General features: G+C 67.6%; 18 protein-coding genes. 2 read left to right on the top strand and 16 right to left on the bottom strand.

What is annotated here, in order from left to right; genetic code table 11:
* Positions 1–37 precede the first annotated feature (37 nt).
* Positions 38–769, bottom strand: a complete 732-nt coding sequence (locus tag AC1DJH_RS18915; protein WP_478186728.1) for a hypothetical protein — start codon at positions 767–769, stop codon at positions 38–40.
* Between the two features lie 141 nt (positions 770–910).
* On the opposite strand from AC1DJH_RS18915, the gene AC1DJH_RS18910 reads away from it, so the two are divergent.
* On the top strand, positions 911–1,348 hold the full coding sequence (locus tag AC1DJH_RS18910; RefSeq protein WP_478186727.1) for a JAB domain-containing protein: 438 nt from the start codon (positions 911–913) through the stop codon (positions 1,346–1,348).
* A gap of 51 nt (positions 1,349–1,399) precedes the next feature.
* Here AC1DJH_RS18910 and AC1DJH_RS18905 read toward each other — a convergent pair whose 3' ends face one another.
* From AC1DJH_RS18905 to AC1DJH_RS18885, 5 genes are all read right to left on the bottom strand, one after another.
* On the bottom strand, positions 1,400–2,401 hold the full coding sequence (locus AC1DJH_RS18905) for a Bug family tripartite tricarboxylate transporter substrate binding protein (RefSeq protein ID WP_478186726.1): 1,002 nt from the start codon (positions 2,399–2,401) through the stop codon (positions 1,400–1,402).
* A gap of 97 nt (positions 2,402–2,498) precedes the next feature.
* On the bottom strand, positions 2,499–3,473 hold the full coding sequence (locus AC1DJH_RS18900; RefSeq protein ID WP_478186811.1) for a Bug family tripartite tricarboxylate transporter substrate binding protein: 975 nt from the start codon (positions 3,471–3,473) through the stop codon (positions 2,499–2,501).
* A gap of 61 nt (positions 3,474–3,534) precedes the next feature.
* Positions 3,535–4,740 (bottom strand): 3-oxoadipyl-CoA thiolase, encoded by a 1,206-nt coding sequence (pcaF, locus tag AC1DJH_RS18895; protein ID WP_472124332.1) that lies wholly within the window; start codon positions 4,738–4,740, stop codon positions 3,535–3,537.
* A 31-nt stretch (positions 4,741–4,771) separates the two neighbouring features.
* Entirely contained in the window at positions 4,772–5,422 is a 651-nt protein-coding gene (locus AC1DJH_RS18890; protein ID WP_478186725.1) for a 3-oxoacid CoA-transferase subunit B, read from the bottom strand.
* On the bottom strand, positions 5,419–6,120 hold the full coding sequence (locus AC1DJH_RS18885) for a 3-oxoacid CoA-transferase subunit A (protein WP_478186724.1): 702 nt from the start codon (positions 6,118–6,120) through the stop codon (positions 5,419–5,421). The genes AC1DJH_RS18890 and AC1DJH_RS18885 overlap by 4 nt, the downstream gene beginning before the upstream one ends.
* A gap of 136 nt (positions 6,121–6,256) precedes the next feature.
* Between AC1DJH_RS18885 and AC1DJH_RS18880 the strand changes: the two genes are divergently transcribed.
* Entirely contained in the window at positions 6,257–7,051 is a 795-nt protein-coding gene (locus AC1DJH_RS18880) for an IclR family transcriptional regulator domain-containing protein (RefSeq protein ID WP_478186723.1), read from the top strand.
* A gap of 30 nt (positions 7,052–7,081) precedes the next feature.
* On the opposite strand, the gene AC1DJH_RS18875 is transcribed toward AC1DJH_RS18880, so the two are convergent.
* From AC1DJH_RS18875 to AC1DJH_RS18830, 10 genes are all read right to left on the bottom strand, one after another.
* Positions 7,082–8,104, bottom strand: a complete 1,023-nt coding sequence (locus tag AC1DJH_RS18875) for a Bug family tripartite tricarboxylate transporter substrate binding protein (protein WP_478186722.1) — start codon at positions 8,102–8,104, stop codon at positions 7,082–7,084.
* A 131-nt stretch (positions 8,105–8,235) separates the two neighbouring features.
* Entirely contained in the window at positions 8,236–9,243 is a 1,008-nt protein-coding gene (locus AC1DJH_RS18870; RefSeq protein ID WP_435436938.1) for a branched-chain amino acid ABC transporter permease, read from the bottom strand.
* Between the two features lie 26 nt (positions 9,244–9,269).
* On the bottom strand, positions 9,270–10,133 hold the full coding sequence (locus AC1DJH_RS18865; protein ID WP_478186721.1) for a branched-chain amino acid ABC transporter permease: 864 nt from the start codon (positions 10,131–10,133) through the stop codon (positions 9,270–9,272).
* Positions 10,126–10,842 (bottom strand): ABC transporter ATP-binding protein, encoded by a 717-nt coding sequence (locus tag AC1DJH_RS18860; protein ID WP_478186720.1) that lies wholly within the window; start codon positions 10,840–10,842, stop codon positions 10,126–10,128. The genes AC1DJH_RS18865 and AC1DJH_RS18860 overlap by 8 nt, the downstream gene beginning before the upstream one ends.
* A gap of 145 nt (positions 10,843–10,987) precedes the next feature.
* The gene (locus AC1DJH_RS18855) at positions 10,988–11,707 is read right to left on the bottom strand and encodes an ABC transporter ATP-binding protein (RefSeq protein ID WP_478186719.1); all 720 of its coding nucleotides are present in this window, start codon (positions 11,705–11,707) and stop codon (positions 10,988–10,990) included.
* A gap of 8 nt (positions 11,708–11,715) precedes the next feature.
* Positions 11,716–12,969: an ABC transporter substrate-binding protein gene (locus AC1DJH_RS18850; protein ID WP_478186718.1), complete on the bottom strand. Its 1,254-nt coding sequence runs from the start codon at positions 12,967–12,969 to the stop codon at positions 11,716–11,718.
* A gap of 57 nt (positions 12,970–13,026) precedes the next feature.
* Positions 13,027–14,490 (bottom strand): aldehyde dehydrogenase family protein, encoded by a 1,464-nt coding sequence (locus AC1DJH_RS18845; protein ID WP_478186810.1) that lies wholly within the window; start codon positions 14,488–14,490, stop codon positions 13,027–13,029.
* A gap of 134 nt (positions 14,491–14,624) precedes the next feature.
* Positions 14,625–15,632, bottom strand: a complete 1,008-nt coding sequence (locus tag AC1DJH_RS18840) for a hydroxyquinol 1,2-dioxygenase (protein ID WP_478186717.1) — start codon at positions 15,630–15,632, stop codon at positions 14,625–14,627.
* Between the two features lie 25 nt (positions 15,633–15,657).
* The gene (locus AC1DJH_RS18835) at positions 15,658–16,179 is read right to left on the bottom strand and encodes a cupin domain-containing protein (RefSeq protein ID WP_478186716.1); all 522 of its coding nucleotides are present in this window, start codon (positions 16,177–16,179) and stop codon (positions 15,658–15,660) included.
* Between the two features lie 249 nt (positions 16,180–16,428).
* Positions 16,429–17,391, bottom strand: a complete 963-nt coding sequence (locus tag AC1DJH_RS18830; protein WP_435436931.1) for a LysR family transcriptional regulator — start codon at positions 17,389–17,391, stop codon at positions 16,429–16,431.
* Positions 17,392–17,399 lie beyond the last annotated feature (8 nt).

Genomic DNA, 17,399 nt, shown 5'->3' with positions numbered 1-17,399 from the left:
GCCCGCTCGATGCGAAGGCGGTGCTTGCGGCGCGTCGCTAGACGTCTGCGGCGCGTTGCCGCCGGATCTGCCGCTTCTGCCGACCATCGGGCGCCTTGTAGTCGGGCGGCAGCCGGCGTCGAAGCGACTTGATCGCGGTCGCCCGCGCCGCGTCGACAGCCGCATCCGTCACGTCGAGCGTCTCCACCCATGTGAGGGACTCGGCCGTGGGTGCGCCACGCACGGCCCAGAGGCACATGCTCTGGAGGATCGGCTCGGACGCCGCGCCAAATGCCTTGACCACAACTTGCAGAAGATCGTCCATGACGGCCTTCTCGACCTTCACGCCATCGTCCAGGCCCAGCAGCAGGTTCAACGCCGCCAGCGCCGTCCATTCGGCATGCGTGGCGTCTGTCGATTGCCACTGCGCCGAGCCGCAAAAGCCCGTCAAGGCCTCGACGCTTTCGACGGTCTTCACCTCTTCCAGGACACCGATCGCAAAGGTCGCAAGCGCGGGGTCGGCCAGCAGCGGCCGCAGTGCGGGGACACCACCGCGCCCGAAGGCGGCACAAGCCTGTGCCCATCGCGCAAACGGCACGACGCGCGTCCCGTTTTCGAGGAGGCCGTCGCTCAGCCAGCCGTGCTGCGCGCAGAGACGTTCGATTTCATCCGCGCCTTCGGCACCGTGGACGGAGGCGAAGCGGATCATGTCCTCGACATTCATGGCGCCGCCATAGGCCGAGGGTGCCGGGCCTTTCGACGCCTTGCGGGCGAGTGCGTTCAGGTTCATCTTTTCATTGTCATCGTGTGTAGCGCCTTTCAGCGCTTCGGGCCCTTCCCTGCTATCGGTCTGGTGGCGCAGCCGGGTGGCGTGGATGACAATCTTGGACACCAATCAATACGCGGACACCGCACGACGGAGGAACTGACGATGGCTTATTTGAAAGAACTCAAGGTCACGTTCACGCGCAAGCGCGTCGACGACGACCTGCTGAACAAGCCCGTGGACAGCCCCGAGCAGGTGTACTCGCTGTTCAGGGACATGCAGGACGAGACCAAGGAAAAGGTCGTCGTGCTGCACCTGAACCCTCAGCTGGAGGTTCTTTCTTATGAAATTGCAGCTATCGGAACGGGCACGGCGGCGCTGCTTGCCCCCGTGGAGCTCTATCGAAATGCGATGCTGGCACGGGCCAGTTCATTGATCGTGGTGCACAACCATCCGTCGGGGCATTGCACCCCTTCGGAAAACGATGTGAAGACCGCAGCGAAACTGCATGAACTGGGCGTCATTCATGAGATGCCTCTGCAGGACTTCATCATCATCGGGGACGGCGCGTACAACAGCTTTCGGCAGGACGGGCGCTTCTGAGCCGTACCGAAGCCCCCGCCCGGCTGGCGTGACGGGCGAGGGCGATGCCAATCAATCCAACGACACGTTCGCCTTGCGAATCACATCCGTGAACCGCGTCGTCTCGCTCGCCACGAACTGATCGAACTGCGGCCGCGTGGTCGGGAACGGCTCGTAGCCGAAGCTCTTGAACTTCTCCAGCACGTCGGGTTCGGCCAGTCCCTTCTCGATGTCGCGCTTGATCTTGTCGGTGACCGAGGCTGGCAGCCCCTTCGGCACCGCGATCGCGTTCCACCCGATCACCTCGAAGCCCTTCGGACCGCCCGACTCCGACACCGTCGGCACGTCGGGGAACGCCGCCACGCGCTGCGGTGCGGCCGCGGCCAGAAAGCGCAGCTTGTTCGCACGCTGCAGCGGCCCGGCCGTGGCGCTGGAGCCCAGCGCAAAGGCCAGCTCGCCCGTGGCCACCGACGTGTACAGCTGCGTGGTCTCCTTGTAGATCACGTGTTCCATCTGCGTGCCGGTGGCCGACTCGAAGAGCTCGGAGCCCAGGTGCACCGGGTTGCCGACCGACCACGAGCCGTAGTCGAGCTTGCCGGGGTTGGCCTTGGCGTCGGCGATCAGGTCGCCCACTGTCTTGTACTTGCTGTTGGTCGCGACGGTGAAGAAGAAGTAGGTCTTGAACAGCGGCAGCAGCGCGTCGAAGTCCTTGGCGGTGTCGTACGGCAGCTTCTTGAACAGCGCGGGGTACGCGGCCAGGTGCACGTTATCGAGCACGATGATGTCGTGGCCGTCCTTGGCGCCGCGCTTGAAGGCGTCGATGGCGATGAAGCCGTTGCCGCCCGGGCGGTTCTCCACCACCACCGGCTGGCCCCAGGCGCGCGAGAGCTTGTCGGCCACCAGCCGTGCCACGCCGTCGGGACCGCCGCCCACGGGGAACGGCGTGATGATGCGCACGGGCTTGGTCGGAAAGGCCTGTTGCTGCGCCGATGCAGTGGCGGGCACCAGCGCGGCGGCGGCGAGCGCGAGCGCGGCCAGGCCGACGCTGCGGCGCGTTGTGTTCGTCTTCTTCATCCTCTGATCCTCTTCTTTCGGTTCTCTTGGTTTGAAATTTTCCTGGCCGTGTTTCTTCGATTCGTTGTCGCGGCTGCTTCCTTTTCGGCTGCCGCGGCTACTCCACCACCGCGCCAGAACTCTTCACGATCGCTGCCCACTTCCCGCTCTCCCGGGCAATGAGCGCTGCGTATTCAACGGGCCCGCCCAGCAAGGGCACGGCCCCTTCCACGTCCAGCCGCGACTGGAATTCCTTCTCCCCCGCCACCTTCAGCATCTGCGCCGCCAGCTCGTTGACGAACGCGGCGGGCGTGCCGCGCGGCGCGAGGATGCCGTAGGTCAGCGTGCTCTCGAAATCCGCGAGCGCGCCCAGGCCCGACTCCATCACGGTCGGCACGTCGGGCAACGACGGCAGCCGCCTGGCGCTGGTGACGGCAATGGCGCGCAACCGCCCGCCCTTCACCAGCGCGAGCGCGGGCGGAATCACGCTGAACATCATGTGCACCTGCCCGCCCGTGAGGTCGGTCAACGCGGGGTTGGTGCCCTTGTAGGGAATGTGGGTCAGCCTGGTGCCTGTGCGCTCGGCGAAGAACTCGCCGCTCAGGTGGCCGCCGGTGCCGCTCCCGCTCGATGCGTAGTCGACGGCGCCGGGGCGCGCCTTGGCCTCGGCCACCAGGTCGGCGAGGGTGCGGATCTTCGAGCTGGCGGGCACCACCAGCACCAGGGCCGACGAGGCGAACATGGCCACGGGCGCCAGGTCCTTGCGGGGGTCGAACTTCAGGCCCTTGTAGAGCGCGGGGTTGATCGACACGGTACCGGTGTGGCCCAACAGCAAGGTGCTGCCGTCGGCGGCGCTGCGCACCACTTCGCCGGTGCCCAGGTTGCCGCCGGCACCGGGCTTGTTGTCGACGACGACGGCCTGCCTGCGCAGCTCGCCCAGGCCCTTGGCCATCTGGCGCGCGAACACGTCGTTGCCGCCGCCGGGGGCGAAGGGAACGACGATGCGGATGGGTTTGGTGGTGTCGCCCTGCGGTCCCTGCGGCACCTGGGAGAAAGCCGGCAGGGCTGCTGCGGACAGCAGGCCCAGCAGCATCTCGCGCCGGGTGGTTGAAGGAGCAACGACTCGGCACGAACGGGGCGTCATGACTCGGCGGTCAGACGCGTTCGAGGATCAGCGCAATGCCCTGCCCCACGCCGATGCACATGGTGCACAGCGCATAGCGGCCGCCGCTCTTGTGCAGCTGGTTCACCGCGGTGGTGGCCAGGCGCGCACCGCTGGCGCCCAGCGGGTGGCCCAGCGCAATGGCGCCGCCGTTGATGTTCACGCGCGCGTCGTCGTCCTTCAGGCCGAGCAGGCGCAGCACTGCGAGGCCCTGGGCTGCGAAGGCTTCGTTCAGCTCGATGACGTCGATCTGGTCGATCGTCAGGCCGGTGAGCGCCAACACCTTCTGCGTGGCCGGCGCAGGGCCGATGCCCATCACGCGCGGCGCGACGCCGGCGGTGGCCATGCCGACCACGCGGGCGCGCGGCGTGAGGCCATGCTTGGCGGCGCTGGCTTCGTCGGCCAGCAGCAGCGCGCAGGCGCCGTCGTTCACGCCGCTGGCATTGCCGGCGGTCACGGTGCCGTCGGGGCGCACGATGGGCTTGAGCTTGGCCAGCGCCTCCATCGTGGTGTCGCGCGGATGCTCGTCCTTGTTGACGATGAGGGCATCGCCCTTCTTCTGCGGCACGGACACGGGCACGATCTCGGCGTCGAAGAAGCCCGACTTCTGCGAGGCCACGGCGCGCAGTTGCGAGTTCAGCGCCATCAGGTCTTGCGCTTCGCGCTCGATCTTGTAGTCGGTGGCCACGTTCTCTGCCGTCTCGGGCATGGAGTCGACGCCGTACTGCGCCTTCATGAGCTTGTTGACGAAGCGCCAGCCGATGGTGGTGTCGTACACGGCGTTGTTGCGGCTGAAGGCGCTCTCTGCCTTGGGCATGACGAAGGGCGCGCGGCTCATGCTTTCCACGCCGCCGGCGATCATGAGGCCGGCTTCACCGGCGCGGATGGCGCGCGCGGCGGTGCCCACGGCGTCCAGGCCCGAACCGCACAGGCGGTTGATGGTGGCGCCGCCCAGTTCGATTGGCAGGCCCGCGAGCAATGCGGACATGCGCGCGACGTTGCGGTTGTCTTCGCCGGCCTGGTTGGCGCAGCCGTAGAGCACGTCGCTCACGGCTTGCCAGTCGACGTTCTTGTTGCGTTCCATCAGCGCGCGCAGGGGCACGGCGCCCAGGTCGTCGGTGCGCACGCTGCTGAGCGAGCCGCCGTAGCGGCCGAAGGGGGTGCGAACGGCGTCGCAGATGAAGGCTTGGTGGGTCATGGTGTGTGTCTCTTGAAAGTCTTGGATGGAATCAGGCGGCGGCGATCGGCAAACCGACCAGCTTCTCGAGCTCTTCGCGGCTCAGGCCGTCGACCAGGTCGACGAGCTTCAGGCCCTGCGGCGTGCATTCGATGGTGGCCAGGTCGGAGTACACGCGCTTGACGCAGCCGATGCCGGTCAGCGGGTAGCTGCATTCCTTCACCAGCTTGCTCACGCCCTGCTTGGTCAGCAGGTCCATCATCACCCAGGTCTGCTTGGCGCCGATGGCGAGGTCCATGGCGCCGCCGACGGCGGGAATGGCGTCTTTCTCGCCGGTGTGCCAGTTGGCGAGGTCGCCGGTGGCCGACACCTGGAACGCGCCGAGCACGCAGATGTCGAGGTGGCCGCCGCGCATCATCGCGAAGCTGTCGGCATGGTGAAAGAACGAGCCGCCCGGCAGCAGCGTGACGGGCTGCTTGCCGGCGTTGATGAGGTCGTAGTCTTCTTCGCCGGCCTCGGGCGCGGGGCCCATGCCGAGGATGCCGTTCTCGCTCTGCAGAATGACTTCGCGGCCCTTGGGCAGGTGGTTGGCCACCAGCGTGGGCTGGCCGATGCCGAGATTGACGACGGCGCCGTCGAAGATGTCCTGCGCGACGCGGGCGGCGAGTTGGTCCTTGGTGCGACGTTGGTAAGTCATGGTCATGCTGCCTTCTTGAAACCGCCGGCTTGCGTCGCCACGCGTTCGATGCGCACCACCTGGTGCACGAAGATGCCCGGGGTCACGATGGTCTCGGGGTCGAGGGTGCCGAGCTCGGCAATGTCGTGCACGGTGGCCACGGTTTTCTTCGAGGCCATGGCCATCACCGGGCCGAAGTTGCGCGCGGCCTTGCGGTACACCAGGTTGCCCCAGCGGTCGCCGCGCTCGGCCTTGATGAGCGCCACGTCGCCATGAATGGGGTACTCCAGCACGTACTGCTTGCCGTCGATTTCGCGGGTCTCGCGGTTGCCGGCCAGTTGGGTGCCGTAGCCCGTGGGGCAGAAGAAGGCGCCGATGCCGGCCCCGGCGGCGCGGATGCGCTCGGCCAGGTTGCCCTGGGGCACCAGTTCGAGCTCGAGCTTGTTGCTGCGGTAGAGCCCGTCGAACACCTGGCTGTCGGCCTGGCGCGGAAAGCTGCAGATGATCTTGCGCACGCGGCCGGCCTTCAGCAGCGCCGCGAGGCCGGTCTCGCCGTTGCCCGCGTTGTTGTTGACGACGGTGAGGTCTTTGGCGCCCTGCTCGACGAGGCCGTCGATGAGTTCGTTGGGAATGCCGGCGGTGCCGAAGCCGCCGATGAGAACCGTGGCGCCGTCCTGGATGCCTGCCAGGGCGTCCGCGACCGAGCGCGCGATCTTGTTGATCATGAAGCTTGTCTCCGGGTGAGAGGAAAGAAGAAGAAACCCAACCGTGGTCCGCGAACTGCCAGATTCTGCGAACCCTCGATTTGTTCGTCTAAAGAACATTTGTTCGTATAATGAATTCTAGAGACGATCGCACACCATGGCAACCCACCCCACACAAACCAATACACCCGACACGCCCGCCCCCGGCGACAGCTATGTGCAGTCGTTCGCGCGCGGCCTGCAGGTGATTCGTTCGTTCAGCGCCAATGCGCCGCGCCAGACGCTCAGCGAGGTGGCGGCCGGCAGCGGGCTGACCCGGGCGGGCGCGCGCCGCATCCTGCTGACCTTGCAGACGCTGGGCTATGTGGTGACCGACGGCAAGCTCTTCACGCTCACGCCGCGCATCCTCGACCTGGGATTCGCGTACCTGTCGTCCATGCCGATCTGGAACCGCGCCGAGCCGGTGATGGAGGCGCTGGTGCAGCAGGTGCAGGAGTCGTGCTCGGCCGCCGTGCTGGACGCGACCGACATCGTCTACGTGCTGCGCGTGCCCACGCAGAAGATCATGCGCATGAGCCTGGGCGTGGGCTCGCGCCTGCCGGCCTACTGCACGTCGCTGGGCCGCCTGCTGCTGGCCGACCTGGACGACGACGAGGTGCGCGCGCGGCTGGAGGCCTCGAACATCGAGGCCATGACCAAGCACACGGTGACCGACGTCGACGCGCTCATGGCCAAGGTGGCGCAGGCGCGCAGGCAGCAGTGGTGCCTGGTGAACCAGGAGCTGGAAGAAGGCCTGATCTCGGTGGCCGCGCCCATCGTCAACCGGCAGGGCCGCATGGTGGCGGCGCTGAACATCAGCGGGCAGGCCAACCGCACCAGCGCGAAGGTGATGCAGGAGACGATGCTGCCCGCGCTGGTGGATGCGGCCAGGCAGGTATCGCGGCTGCTCTAGCAGCAAGAACCACGGGCCACAGCCCTGGGCTCAGCTGTCCGAGTGAATGCCCTTCATGATGATCACACCGCCCAGGCGCGTGGTGTCGGCGCGCATGCGCTTGGCCAGCGTGTCGGGCGAACCGGGCTGCGCCTGCCAGCCGGTCTTGAGCAGGGCCTGGCTCACGTCGGGCGAGCTGATCACCTCGACCAGCGCCGCGTTGAGCCTGGTGACGGCCGCGGGCCTCATGCCGGCGGGCGCGGCCAGCGCGGTCCAGATCTCGAGGTCGGCGCCGCGCACGTCGGCATCGCGGATGGTGGGCAGCTCCTGCGCCAGCGCGCTGCGCTCGGGCGATGTCACGCCGATGGCTTTGACCTTGCCCGACTTGATGTGCGGCAGGGCCAGGCCCGGCGGCAGCAGCGCGAGCTGGATCTCGTTGGCCAGCAGGCCGGCGATGACCTGCGGGTTGCCGGTGTAGGGCTTGTGCTGCGCCGTGATGGCCGCGCGGCTCTTGATGAGCTCCATGCCCAGGTGGCCCACGGTGCCCACGCCCGGCGTGCCGTACCTGGCGCCGCTGCCGAGGTTGCGCACCCACAGCAGCTGGTCTGCCGCGGTCTTGCCTTCGGCGCTGCCCGACACCACCAGCACCAGCGGCGCGGTGCCGATGAGGCCGACGGGGGCGAAGTCTTTCTCGGGGTCGAACGGCAGCGACGGGTTGAGCAGCCTGGCAATGGTGAGGTTGCCGTTGATCAGCGCGCCGATGGTGTGGTCGTCGGTGGCCTTGGCCACCAGGTCGGCCACGGTGTTGCCGCTGGCGCCGGGCTTGTTCTCGACCACCACCGGCTGGCGCAGCAGCTTCGACAGCGGTTCGGCCACCGCGCGGGCCGCGAGGTCGGGCGATGCGCCCGCAGGAAAGCCCACGAGGATGCGCACGGGCTTGGTCGGCCAGGCGACGTCGCCGGCGGAAGAAGCGGAGGAAGAAGAGGCGCGCTGCGCCCACGAGGCCTTCGCAAGCAGCGATGCGGCAACGGCTGCCGCGCCGCCTTCGAGCAGGCGGCGTTTGGTGATCGTCAAGGTGACTCCAGAGAGTGAAAGGCCGGCGAATGCGGGTGCATTTGCTGACAGCGGGCTGACCGCCGGACTTACAAGACGTTACGTGATCGTGCGGCGTCGCGCAAGTCAGACGGAAGCGTTCAGCCGGGCTTTCACCTCGGGCCGGGATGCAGCAGCAACTTGCGCTGCGTGGGGAACAGCGACCAGCCCCAGCGCTGTTGCGCGTAGCCCCACAGGCCCTGCTTGAAGAACAGCGTCACCCCGATCGCGAGCAGGCCCAGACCCAGCAGATACCAGGTGCCGTAGTCGCTCAGGAACTTGTTGAGCGCCCAGAAGATGAGCGCGCCCACCAGCGGCCCTTCGATGCGGCCGATGCCGCCGATGACCACCATGAAGATGGCGAAGGCCGTCCAGTTGACGCTGAAGGCCGCGTCGGGGCTGATGCGCAGGTTGCCCACGAAGTACAGCGCGCCCGCCAGGCCCGCGCCGAAGGCCGCGACCACGTACACCGCCAGCTTCATGCGCGCGACCGGAATGCCCTGCGATTCGGCTGCCACCTCGTTGTCGCGAATGGCCAGCAGCGCCAGCCCGCGCTTGCTGCGCAGGAACAGGTACACCAGCGCGATGGCCGCGACCACGCAGGCCAGCGCCATCCAGTAGGTGGTGCTTTCGCGCGTGGCCTTCTCGATGCCGCGCAGCGCGGTGAGGGTGGTGCCCGAGCCGCCGCCCACCGCCGACACGTTGGCGAAGCTCAGGCGGAACACCTCGGCAATGACCCAGGTGCCGATGGCGAAGTACCCGCCCGACAGCCGGAAGGCGACGAAGGACACAGGTATTGCAACGAGCCCCGCGGCCAGCGCGCCCAGCGGAATCGCCACGAAGGGGTTGAGGCCCGCGAAGTTGCCGAGCATCAGCATCACGTAGCCGCCGAAGCCGAAGAAGGCCTGCTGCCCGATGCTGACCATGCCGCCGTAGCCGGCGAGCAGGTTCCACATCATCGCGAAGATGAAGTAGCAGGCGATCTCGACGAACTCGCGCATCCAGCTCGACTCGCCCCAGAACGGCAGGCTGGCCGCGACGAGCACGAGGGCGATGCCGACGACGAGCGCGGCGCGGCTCGCGGCGGTGGCGCGTGCTACGGCGATGAGGGGCGGGGGCATGTTCGTCATTCGGTTCATCCGCGCGGTCATCCACGGGTTTTGGGAAAGAGCCCCTGCGGGCGCAGCACCAGCACCACCAGGAACACGATGTGCCCGGCCCAGATGCCCCAGCCCGGATCGAGCCGGAAGCCGATCTGCTGCGTGACGCCGAGGATCATCGCGCCGGCCAGCGTGCCCCAGAAGGAGCCCATGCCGCCGATGATCACGGCCTCGAAGGCAAACAGCAGCAGCAGCGGGCCGTCGGACGGCGACACGGTCGTGCGCATGCCCTGCAGGGTGCCCGCGATGGCGATGAGCACGAAGGCGATGGCCGTGGCGAAGGCATAGACCTTCTTCGCATCGAGCCCCATGAGCTCGGCGATCTCGCGGTCGTCGGACACCGCACGAAACGACCGGCCCAGCGCCGTGCGCGCGAAAAGCCATTGCAGCGCGCCCGTCGCGACGACCGCGACGGCCAGCACGACGAGCGGCAGCACACCGAGCGAGAGCGAATCGCCCAGCGCCACGCCCTGCGTGTTGAGCCCGCCGGTCTCGATGGCGCGCGGGTCGGCCGAGAACAGCTCGAGCAGCAGGTTCTGGATGACGATCGACAGGCCGAAGGTGACGACCAGCGAAGGCAGCGGGTCTTTGCCCAGCGTGCCGTTGAGCACGTAGCGCTGCAGCGCGTAGCCGAAGCCGAAGGCCACCGGCAGCGCCGCGAGCGCGACCAGCCACGGCGCCACGTCGCCGCCGAGGGACACGCCCGCGATGACGGCGAACGCGCCGAGGATGATGAAGTCGCCCTGCGCCGTGTTGGTCAGGCGCATGACGCCGAACATCAGCGACTGGCCCAGCGCGAACAGGGTGTAGAGGCCGCCGAGCAGCACGCCTTGCACGAGGGTTTCAGCCATGGGCGGCCTCGATGCCGAAGTAGGCCTGCGAGATCTGCTCGCGCGTCAGGTCCGCGGAGCGGCCTTCGAGCGACACGCGGCCTTCCTGCAAACAGTAGATGCGCCGCGAGACCTGGCGCGCCATGGTCACGTCCTGCTCGACGATGACGACCGTCATGCCCTCGCCGGTGATGGCGGGCATGGCCGCGTAGATCTCGCGGATGACGATGGGCGCGAGGCCGAGCGAAAGCTCGTCGCACAGCAGCACCTCGGGGTTGCTCATGAGCGCGCGGCCCAGCGCGACCATCTGCTGCTGGCCGCCCGACAGCGAGGTGCCCGGCTGGTGGCGCTTCTCGGCAAGGATGGGGAACAGGGCGTACAGGCGCTGCAGGTTCCAGGGGCCCTTGCGGTTCGCGGTGGCGCCCATCAGCAGGTTCTCCTCGACGCTGAGGCTGGGGAACAGGCGACGGCCTTCAGGGACCATGGCGAGGCCGCGTCGGACGATCTCTCCGGGTGGGAGACCGCCGATCGGGTCGCCCTTGAAATGGATCGCGTCGCGGGGCGCACGCACCAGGCCGGTCAGGCTTTTGAGGAAGGTGGATTTGCCCGCGCCGTTGGCGCCGATGATGGCGACGAGCTCGCCCTGGGTCAGGGTGAAGTCGATGCCGAACAGGGCCTGGGCGTCGCCGTAGAAGGCCTTGAGGGCGTGGGTTGCGAGGAGCGCGTTCATGGCGTTTGCYCCCTCCCCTTCCGGGGGAGGGTTGGGGTGGGGGCAAGCGGCGGTCGATGAAGCGCGGCGGCCAASCCAGCGCCGYCGTGCCCCCATCCCAGCCTTCCCCCGGAAGGGGAAGGAGCAATGCAAAGACAGCTCGCGCTCATGCCTCCATCCCCATGTACACCCGCCGCACTTCCGCATCGTTCATCACCGCGCGCGGCTCCCCTTCCGCCAGCTTCTGCCCGAAGTTGATGACGAACAACCGGTCCGCCAGCGACAGCAGCGCATGCACCACATGCTCGATCCAGATCATGGTCACGCCCCGCGCCTTGATGCGCTTGAGTTCGTCGACAAGCACCGCGGCTTCCGGCTCCGTGAGCCCGCCCGCGATCTCGTCGAGCAGCAGCAGTTGCGGCTGCGTCGCCAGCGCACGCGCCAGTTCGAGGCGCTTGCGGTCCAGCAGCGTGAGCCCGCCGGCCGGTTTGTTGGCATGCGCCATCAGCCCCGTCTGCGACAGCACCTCGTGCGCCGTCAACCACGCCTCGCGCTCGGTCTGCTGCCCGCCGAAGCAGGCGGCCGTCACGAGGTTCTCGAACACGCTCATGTTGCCGAAGGGCTGCGGCACCTGGTAGCTGCGGCCGATGCCCGCGTGGCAGCGCTGGTGCGGCTTGAGCCGGGTCACGTCGCGCCCCGCGTACTCGACGCGCCCCGCATCGACACGCGCATCGCCAGAGATCAGGTTGAACAGCGTGGTCTTCCCCGCGCCGTTGGGCCCGAGAATGCCCAGCGTCTCGCCCTCGGCGACCGACAGCGTGATGCCGTCGGTGACCTTGAGCGCGCCGTAGGACTTGCTCACGCCATGCAGTGCCAGCAATGCCATGGCGTTCTTCAGAGCAGCCGCAGCGTGCCGCCAGTGGGAATGTTCGTGGCCGCCTCGTTGTTCACGATGGTGAGCTCGACCTTGTACTTCTTGCCCTTGCCCCACTGGCCGAGCACCAGCGGCGTCTTGCTGACGTTCTTGAACGGTCCTTGCCCGCCCCACTTCACCGGGCCGACCACCGAGTTGATCGACGTCGCTGCCACCGCATCACGCACGTCACCCGACTTGAGCGACTTCGACCGCGACAGCGCATTGGCTGCCACCTCGAACAGCGCATGCGCAAAGCCGATCGGCTGCGTCCACTGCTTCTTCGCACCGGCCTCGTAGGCGTCGGCCAGCGCCTTGGCGCTCTGCTGCGTGAGGCTGGACGTGAAGGGGTGCGACGGGCTCCACCACACCTCGGTCGACAGGCCGTCGCCCAGGTCGCCCAGCGCCTCGATGGCACCCGGGAACAGCAGCGCCTTGCCCAGCGTGATGATCTTCGGCTTGAAACCCTGCTGCCGTGCCTGCGTGAGGAAGGTCTTGGCGTCGGGCGGAATCACCACGCCGGTGACGATTTCCACGCCCGCGCCCTTGAACGCCGCGATCTGCGCGCTGAAGTCCTGCGTGCCGTTCTGGAAGCGGCCCGGGTCGCTGAGCGTGAAGCCCATGGCCGCGAGCGGCTTGGGAAAGCCCAGCTCCTTGTCGCCCCACGCGTTGCCGTCGCCGTCGTTCGGGAACAGCCCGCCCACCTTCTTGTTGGTGGCGAGCGTCTTCCACCCGTTGGTGTAGTTGGCGATGACGTCTTCCAGGCCCCAGAACATGTGGTACGTCCAGTTGAAGCCCTTGGCCGCGTCGCCCTTGCGGCCGAAGAACCACGGCTGCCAGGGCACCACGCTGGAGATGCAGGGCACCTCGTTGAGCTCGCAGGCGTCGCTCACGGGGTTGGCGGTTTCGGGCGTGCCTGCCGTCAGCACCAGCGCGACCTTGTCCTTCAAGATGAGGTCGTTGGCCACCTCGCCCGCGCGGTTGGGGTTCGACTGGCTGTCCTTCAGCACGATCTGCACCGCGTACTTCTTGCCGCCGACGCTGATGCCGTCCTTGAACGCGGTCTTCATCTGTTCGATGACCCATTTGTCGGCCTCGCCGAAGGGCGCGAGCGGGCCGGTCTGCGGCGACACGTAGCCGATCTTGAGCGTGTCGGCTGCGAACACCAGCGGTGCCGCGCCCGAGGCCACGATTGCGGCCGTGGCCTGCGTGAACTGTCTGCGATTGAATGTCATGGTTGTCTCCGTCTCTTGTTGGTTTGTGGGTTGTGCCGCAGGGCCGGGACTTACTCGTCAGCGCGCGAAGTGCGGCGGTATCTGCGCGTCGACGTTCACCCACACGCTTTTCACCTGCGTGTATTCGCGCATCGCGTCGAACCCCATCTCGCGGCCGTAGCCGCTCTGGCCGACGCCGCCGAAGGGCGAGCCTGGGTTCACGCGCTTGTAGCTGTTGATCCACACCATGCCGGCGTGCAGGTCGCGCGCCACCTTGTGGGCGCGCTGCAGGTTGTTGGTCCACAGGCCGCTGCCCAGGCCGTAGTCGGTGCCGTTGGCGATCTGCATCGCCTCTTCGTCGGTCTTGAAGGTAAGCACGGTGACGAAGGGGCCGAAGACTTCTTCCTGCGCCACGCGGTCCTTGTACGACCTGGCGCGCATCACGGTCGGCTCGAGGTAGCAGCCCTGGGCCAGATCGCCCCCGGGCGACTTGCCGCCCGCGAGCAGTTCGCCGCCCTCGCCTTGCGCCACCTCGACGTAGCTGAGCACGCGCTCGCGGTGTTGCGCGCTGGTGAGCGGGCCCATCTCGGTGTTGTCGTCGAGCGGGTTGCCCAGGCGAATCGATCTGGCGAGCGGAATGAACCGCTCAAGGAACGCATCGGCGATCTTCTCGTGCAGCATGAGCCGCGAACCCGCAATGCACGCCTGCCCCTGGTTGTGGAAGATGGCCCACGCGCTGCCGTTCACCGCGGCCTGCAGGTTCGCGTCTTCGAACACGATGTTGGGGCCCTTGCCGCCGAGTTCGAGCTGCACCTTCTTCAGGTTGCCCGCGCTGGCCTGCACGATGCGCCGGCCCGTGGCGGTGCTGCCGGTGAAGGCGATCTTGGCGATCTCCGGATGCTCCGCGATGTACTGGCCCGCCACGCTGCCCAGGCCCGGCAGCATGTTGACCACGCCGGGCGGCAGGCCCGCCTCGGCCATCAGCTCGGCGATGCGCAGCGAACTGAGCGGCGTGATCTCGGCCGGCTTCATCACGATGCAGTTGCCGGCGGCGAGGGCGGGCGCCATCTTCCAGCTGGTGAACATCAGCGGGAAGTTCCACGGCACGATCTGGCCGACGATGCCGACCGGCTCGCGCAGCGTGTAGTTGAGAAAGCCCTCTTCCACCGGAATGGTCTCGCCCTGGAACTTGTCGGCCATGCCGCCGAAGTAGCGAAAGCACGCGGCCGTGCGCGGCACATCGAGCCGGCGCGAATCGCGGATGGGGTGGCCGGTGTCGAGCGATTCGAGGCGGGCGAGCTCTTCGGCGTTGGCTTCGATGAGGTCGGCGAGCTTCAGCAGGATGCGGCCGCGGTCGGCGGCGGCCATGCGGCTCCATTTCGGGAAGGCACGCTTCGCCGCGGCCACGGCCTTGTCGACGTCGGCCTTGCCGGCCAACGCAACATCGGCGATGGGCGTGTTGTCGTGCGGGTTCAGCGTGGCCAGGGTCTCGCCGGATTCGGCGTCGACGAAGCGGCCGTCGATGAAGAGCTGGTGGCGGATGGATGGAGCAGGCATGGGCGTTCCTCTCCCTCCCCCGCTGGGGGAGGGCTGGGGTGGGGGCTTCTTCAAAGAGGGCGCGGGCCTGGCGAGCCCCCACCCCTGCCCTCCCCCAGAGGGGGAGGGAGAAAGGCAATTCAGAACTGCACGGGGATCTCGGGCGACTCGCCCTTCTGGATCTCATGCACCAGGCTCGGCGACCCGTTCTCCCACACCAGCAGCATCGAGCGCTTGGGGCTGAAGCCCTGGTGGCGGCAGTAGGCGGGCATGGCGGCCATGTCGCCCGCCTTCATGATCACGCGGGCCATCGGGCGGCCGGTGTTCTTGTCGCCGCAGTCCCAGTGGATCTCGTCGGTCATCTGGAAGAACCACTCGACGCGGTCGTTGCCGTGAATGATCGGCAGGATGTGCTCCTCGGTCGTCGGGCACATGTAGCTGTGCTTCACCACCGAGGTGAAGCTCGGGTTCCACGTCACCTGCGAGCGGCTCAGGAAGCCGAAGAGGTTGAAGCCGTGCACCTCGTTCTCGAAGCCGGGCTCGGGGTGCAGCTCGGGCTGGCCTTGGGGCACGTCGGCAAAGGCGCGGTTCACCGGTGCGCCGCGTGCGTCGCTGCGCAGGTCGAGGTCGCCCTTCAGGCCCACGCAGCGCTTGGCGAGTTCGCGCGCCCTCGTGATCTTGGCGGTGTTGTTGCCGCTCTTGCGGCCGTAGGGCGAGCCGGTTTCCTGCGGCGCGGAGAAGGGGTCGAAGCTCTCGTTGGTCCAGTCGTCGAGCATGGCCTCGAAGGTGGCGCGGATCTGCGCGGTCGGAAAGTTCTCGAGCAGGTCGATGCCCGCGTCCTTCATGGTGCCGTTGAAGCTGCCGGCGTAGAGGTCGACCGACTCGTAGTGGTTGACGGTGCCGAACACGTCGTCGAAGTTGACCCAGCCATAGAAGAAGCCCCACGCCACGTCGCGCATGAGTGCGCGCAGGTAGCTGCCGGCGTCCATGGTGTGGCTCATGGGGCGGCCGTCGCGGGTTTTCCAGCCGATGTGCACGAAGTATTCGTCGCGCCGGAAGCTGAAGCTGCCGAGCGAAAAGTCCTTGTAGCCGAGCGTGGCGTCGGGTTGCGATGCGATCACGCGGGCGAGTTCTGCGGGTGCGTTCATGGTGCGGGGCTCCTGTTCGATGCGGTCAATGCGTCTGGCAGATGTCGGCCCACTTCTCCACCGAGAGTTCGCCTTTGCAGCTCTGCAGCACGATCACGCCCGGCTCGCCGGCGTTGCGGAACTGGTAGGCGGTGTTCTTCGGCAGCAGGCCCTGGTGGCCGCGCGAGAGCTTCATCCAGCCCATCTTCCGGCCCTTGGGTTCGCCGTTCACGAGCACGGCGCCGTTCTTTTCCTTGTCGGCCACGGTCTGGGCCGCGTCGAGCTGTACCAGGTGCACTTCGACGTCGCCGTCCATCACCAGCGCGAACTCGTCGTGCGCGCAGGTGTACCAGGGCGAGGTGCCCTCGGCACGGAGCGTTTCCAGCACGTAGATCTGGTTCTGGCCGAACACGACCTTCTCGTAGGGCTTGCTGAGGCTGGCGATCTCGAAGCAGTTGGAAAACGCGTAGTGGCGCACGTCGTCGTCGATCGGCTCGACGTGGCCCTTCTCGAAGTGCTTGAGCGAACCGAAGCGGGTCTGGTACGCAGTGGAAGCGGCGGCTGTCATGGCTTGTCTCCTTGTGTTCTCTCGAATGAGCGAACTCTAGGAGCCCTGCGTCCCCGCCGGTAGGGACCAGTTTGGAAGAGGATTATTCGGAGTCTCCGAACAATCGGCCGGGTTTACCCCCGCTCCCCTGCAGCCCGGCCGCCCAGTCCAGGGACACCGCGGAACCGGCTCCGCCGGTCCGCAGGTGTCGCCCCCGGCGAGGGGGAAGGAGAAGCGACACGAAGTGCGCGAAGCCTGGGGGCGTACCTGTCACCCGCTGGAGCGGCTGAACTCGATGAGCTCCGCCGGGATCAGGCCGCGCTCGATCAGCGTGGCGTCCCACGGCGGCACGCGCGTGAAGCGCGTGGCGATGTGCTCGATGAACAGGCGCAGCTTCAGCGCATTGCGCGAGGTGCCCGCGTACACGGCGCTCAGCGAGAACGACGACAGCTGGTGTTCCGGCAGCACCACGCGCAGTTCGCCGCGCGCAATGGCGTCGCCCGCCACCAGCGTCGGCAGGCACACGATGCCCGCGTGCTCCAGCGCGTATTCGCGCAGCAGGTGCACGCTGTTGGTCAGCAGCGCCGCGGCCAGGTAGATGGTGATCTGCTCGCCCTGGTGATGAAAGGTCCAGCGGTCGCGCGTGGGGTAGCCCGAGTACAGGCCCAGCTTGTGGCGGTGCAGCTCGCGCGGCGAGCCCGGCGTGCCGTGGGCCTCCAGGTAGGCCGGCGTGGCGCAGAGCACGCGCCGCACCGGGAACAGCGGGCGCGACACCAGCTCCTGCGAGGTCGCCGGGAAGATCTGCAACGCGCAGTCGACGCCGGCTTTCACCGGGTCGGCCACCGCGTCGCTCACGATCAGCTCGAGGTGGATGTCGGGGTAGGTCGTCTGGAACTCGCGCAGCAGAGAGGCGAAACGCCCCAGCACCATGCCCGTGAGCGCATGCACGCGCAGCGTGCCCGACGGCGTGCCGCGCGCGTCGCGCATCTGGTCGACGATGTCGTTGGCGCGGCCTACCAGCTCGGTGCAGTCGCGCAGGAAGGCCTGGCCCATGTCGCTGAGGCGCACCACGCGCGTGCTGCGGTGGAACAGCGGTGCGCCCAGGAACTCCTCGAGCTGCTTGACCCGGGTGGTGACGACCGAGTTGGCCACGCGCAGCTGGCGTGCCGCCTCCGCGAAGCTCTGGGTCTGCGCGACACGAACGAAGGTTTCAATGCTTTGGAGGCGATCCACGGCGGCAC

It is taken from the genome of Variovorax sp. 10N412 (assembly GCF_056394985.1).
The sequence above is the reverse complement of the archived record's forward strand: the minus strand, read 5'-3'. Positions and strand labels throughout refer to the sequence as shown.

Bases quoted from the DNA above. Each gene is read 5' to 3' on its own strand.
- AC1DJH_RS18915 (WP_478186728.1), bottom strand. From the start codon at position 769: ATGAACCTGAACGCACTCGCCCGCAAGGCGTCGAAAGGCCCGGCACCC.
- AC1DJH_RS18910 (WP_478186727.1), top strand. From the start codon at position 911: ATGGCTTATTTGAAAGAACTCAAGGTCACGTTCACGCGCAAGCGCGTC.
- AC1DJH_RS18905 (WP_478186726.1), bottom strand. From the start codon at position 2,401: ATGAAGAAGACGAACACAACGCGCCGCAGCGTCGGCCTGGCCGCGCTC.
- AC1DJH_RS18900 (WP_478186811.1), bottom strand. From the start codon at position 3,473: ATGCTGCTGGGCCTGCTGTCCGCAGCAGCCCTGCCGGCTTTCTCCCAG.
- pcaF (WP_472124332.1), bottom strand. From the start codon at position 4,740: ATGACCCACCAAGCCTTCATCTGCGACGCCGTTCGCACCCCCTTCGGC.
- AC1DJH_RS18890 (WP_478186725.1), bottom strand. From the start codon at position 5,422: ATGACCATGACTTACCAACGTCGCACCAAGGACCAACTCGCCGCCCGC.
- AC1DJH_RS18885 (WP_478186724.1), bottom strand. From the start codon at position 6,120: ATGATCAACAAGATCGCGCGCTCGGTCGCGGACGCCCTGGCAGGCATC.
- AC1DJH_RS18880 (WP_478186723.1), top strand. From the start codon at position 6,257: ATGGCAACCCACCCCACACAAACCAATACACCCGACACGCCCGCCCCC.
- AC1DJH_RS18870 (WP_435436938.1), bottom strand. From the start codon at position 9,243: ATGCCCCCGCCCCTCATCGCCGTAGCACGCGCCACCGCCGCGAGCCGC.
- AC1DJH_RS18865 (WP_478186721.1), bottom strand. From the start codon at position 10,133: ATGGCTGAAACCCTCGTGCAAGGCGTGCTGCTCGGCGGCCTCTACACC.
- AC1DJH_RS18860 (WP_478186720.1), bottom strand. From the start codon at position 10,842: ATGAACGCGCTCCTCGCAACCCACGCCCTCAAGGCCTTCTACGGCGAC.
- AC1DJH_RS18855 (WP_478186719.1), bottom strand. From the start codon at position 11,707: ATGGCATTGCTGGCACTGCATGGCGTGAGCAAGTCCTACGGCGCGCTC.
- AC1DJH_RS18850 (WP_478186718.1), bottom strand. From the start codon at position 12,969: ATGACATTCAATCGCAGACAGTTCACGCAGGCCACGGCCGCAATCGTG.
- AC1DJH_RS18840 (WP_478186717.1), bottom strand. From the start codon at position 15,632: ATGAACGCACCCGCAGAACTCGCCCGCGTGATCGCATCGCAACCCGAC.
- AC1DJH_RS18835 (WP_478186716.1), bottom strand. From the start codon at position 16,179: ATGACAGCCGCCGCTTCCACTGCGTACCAGACCCGCTTCGGTTCGCTC.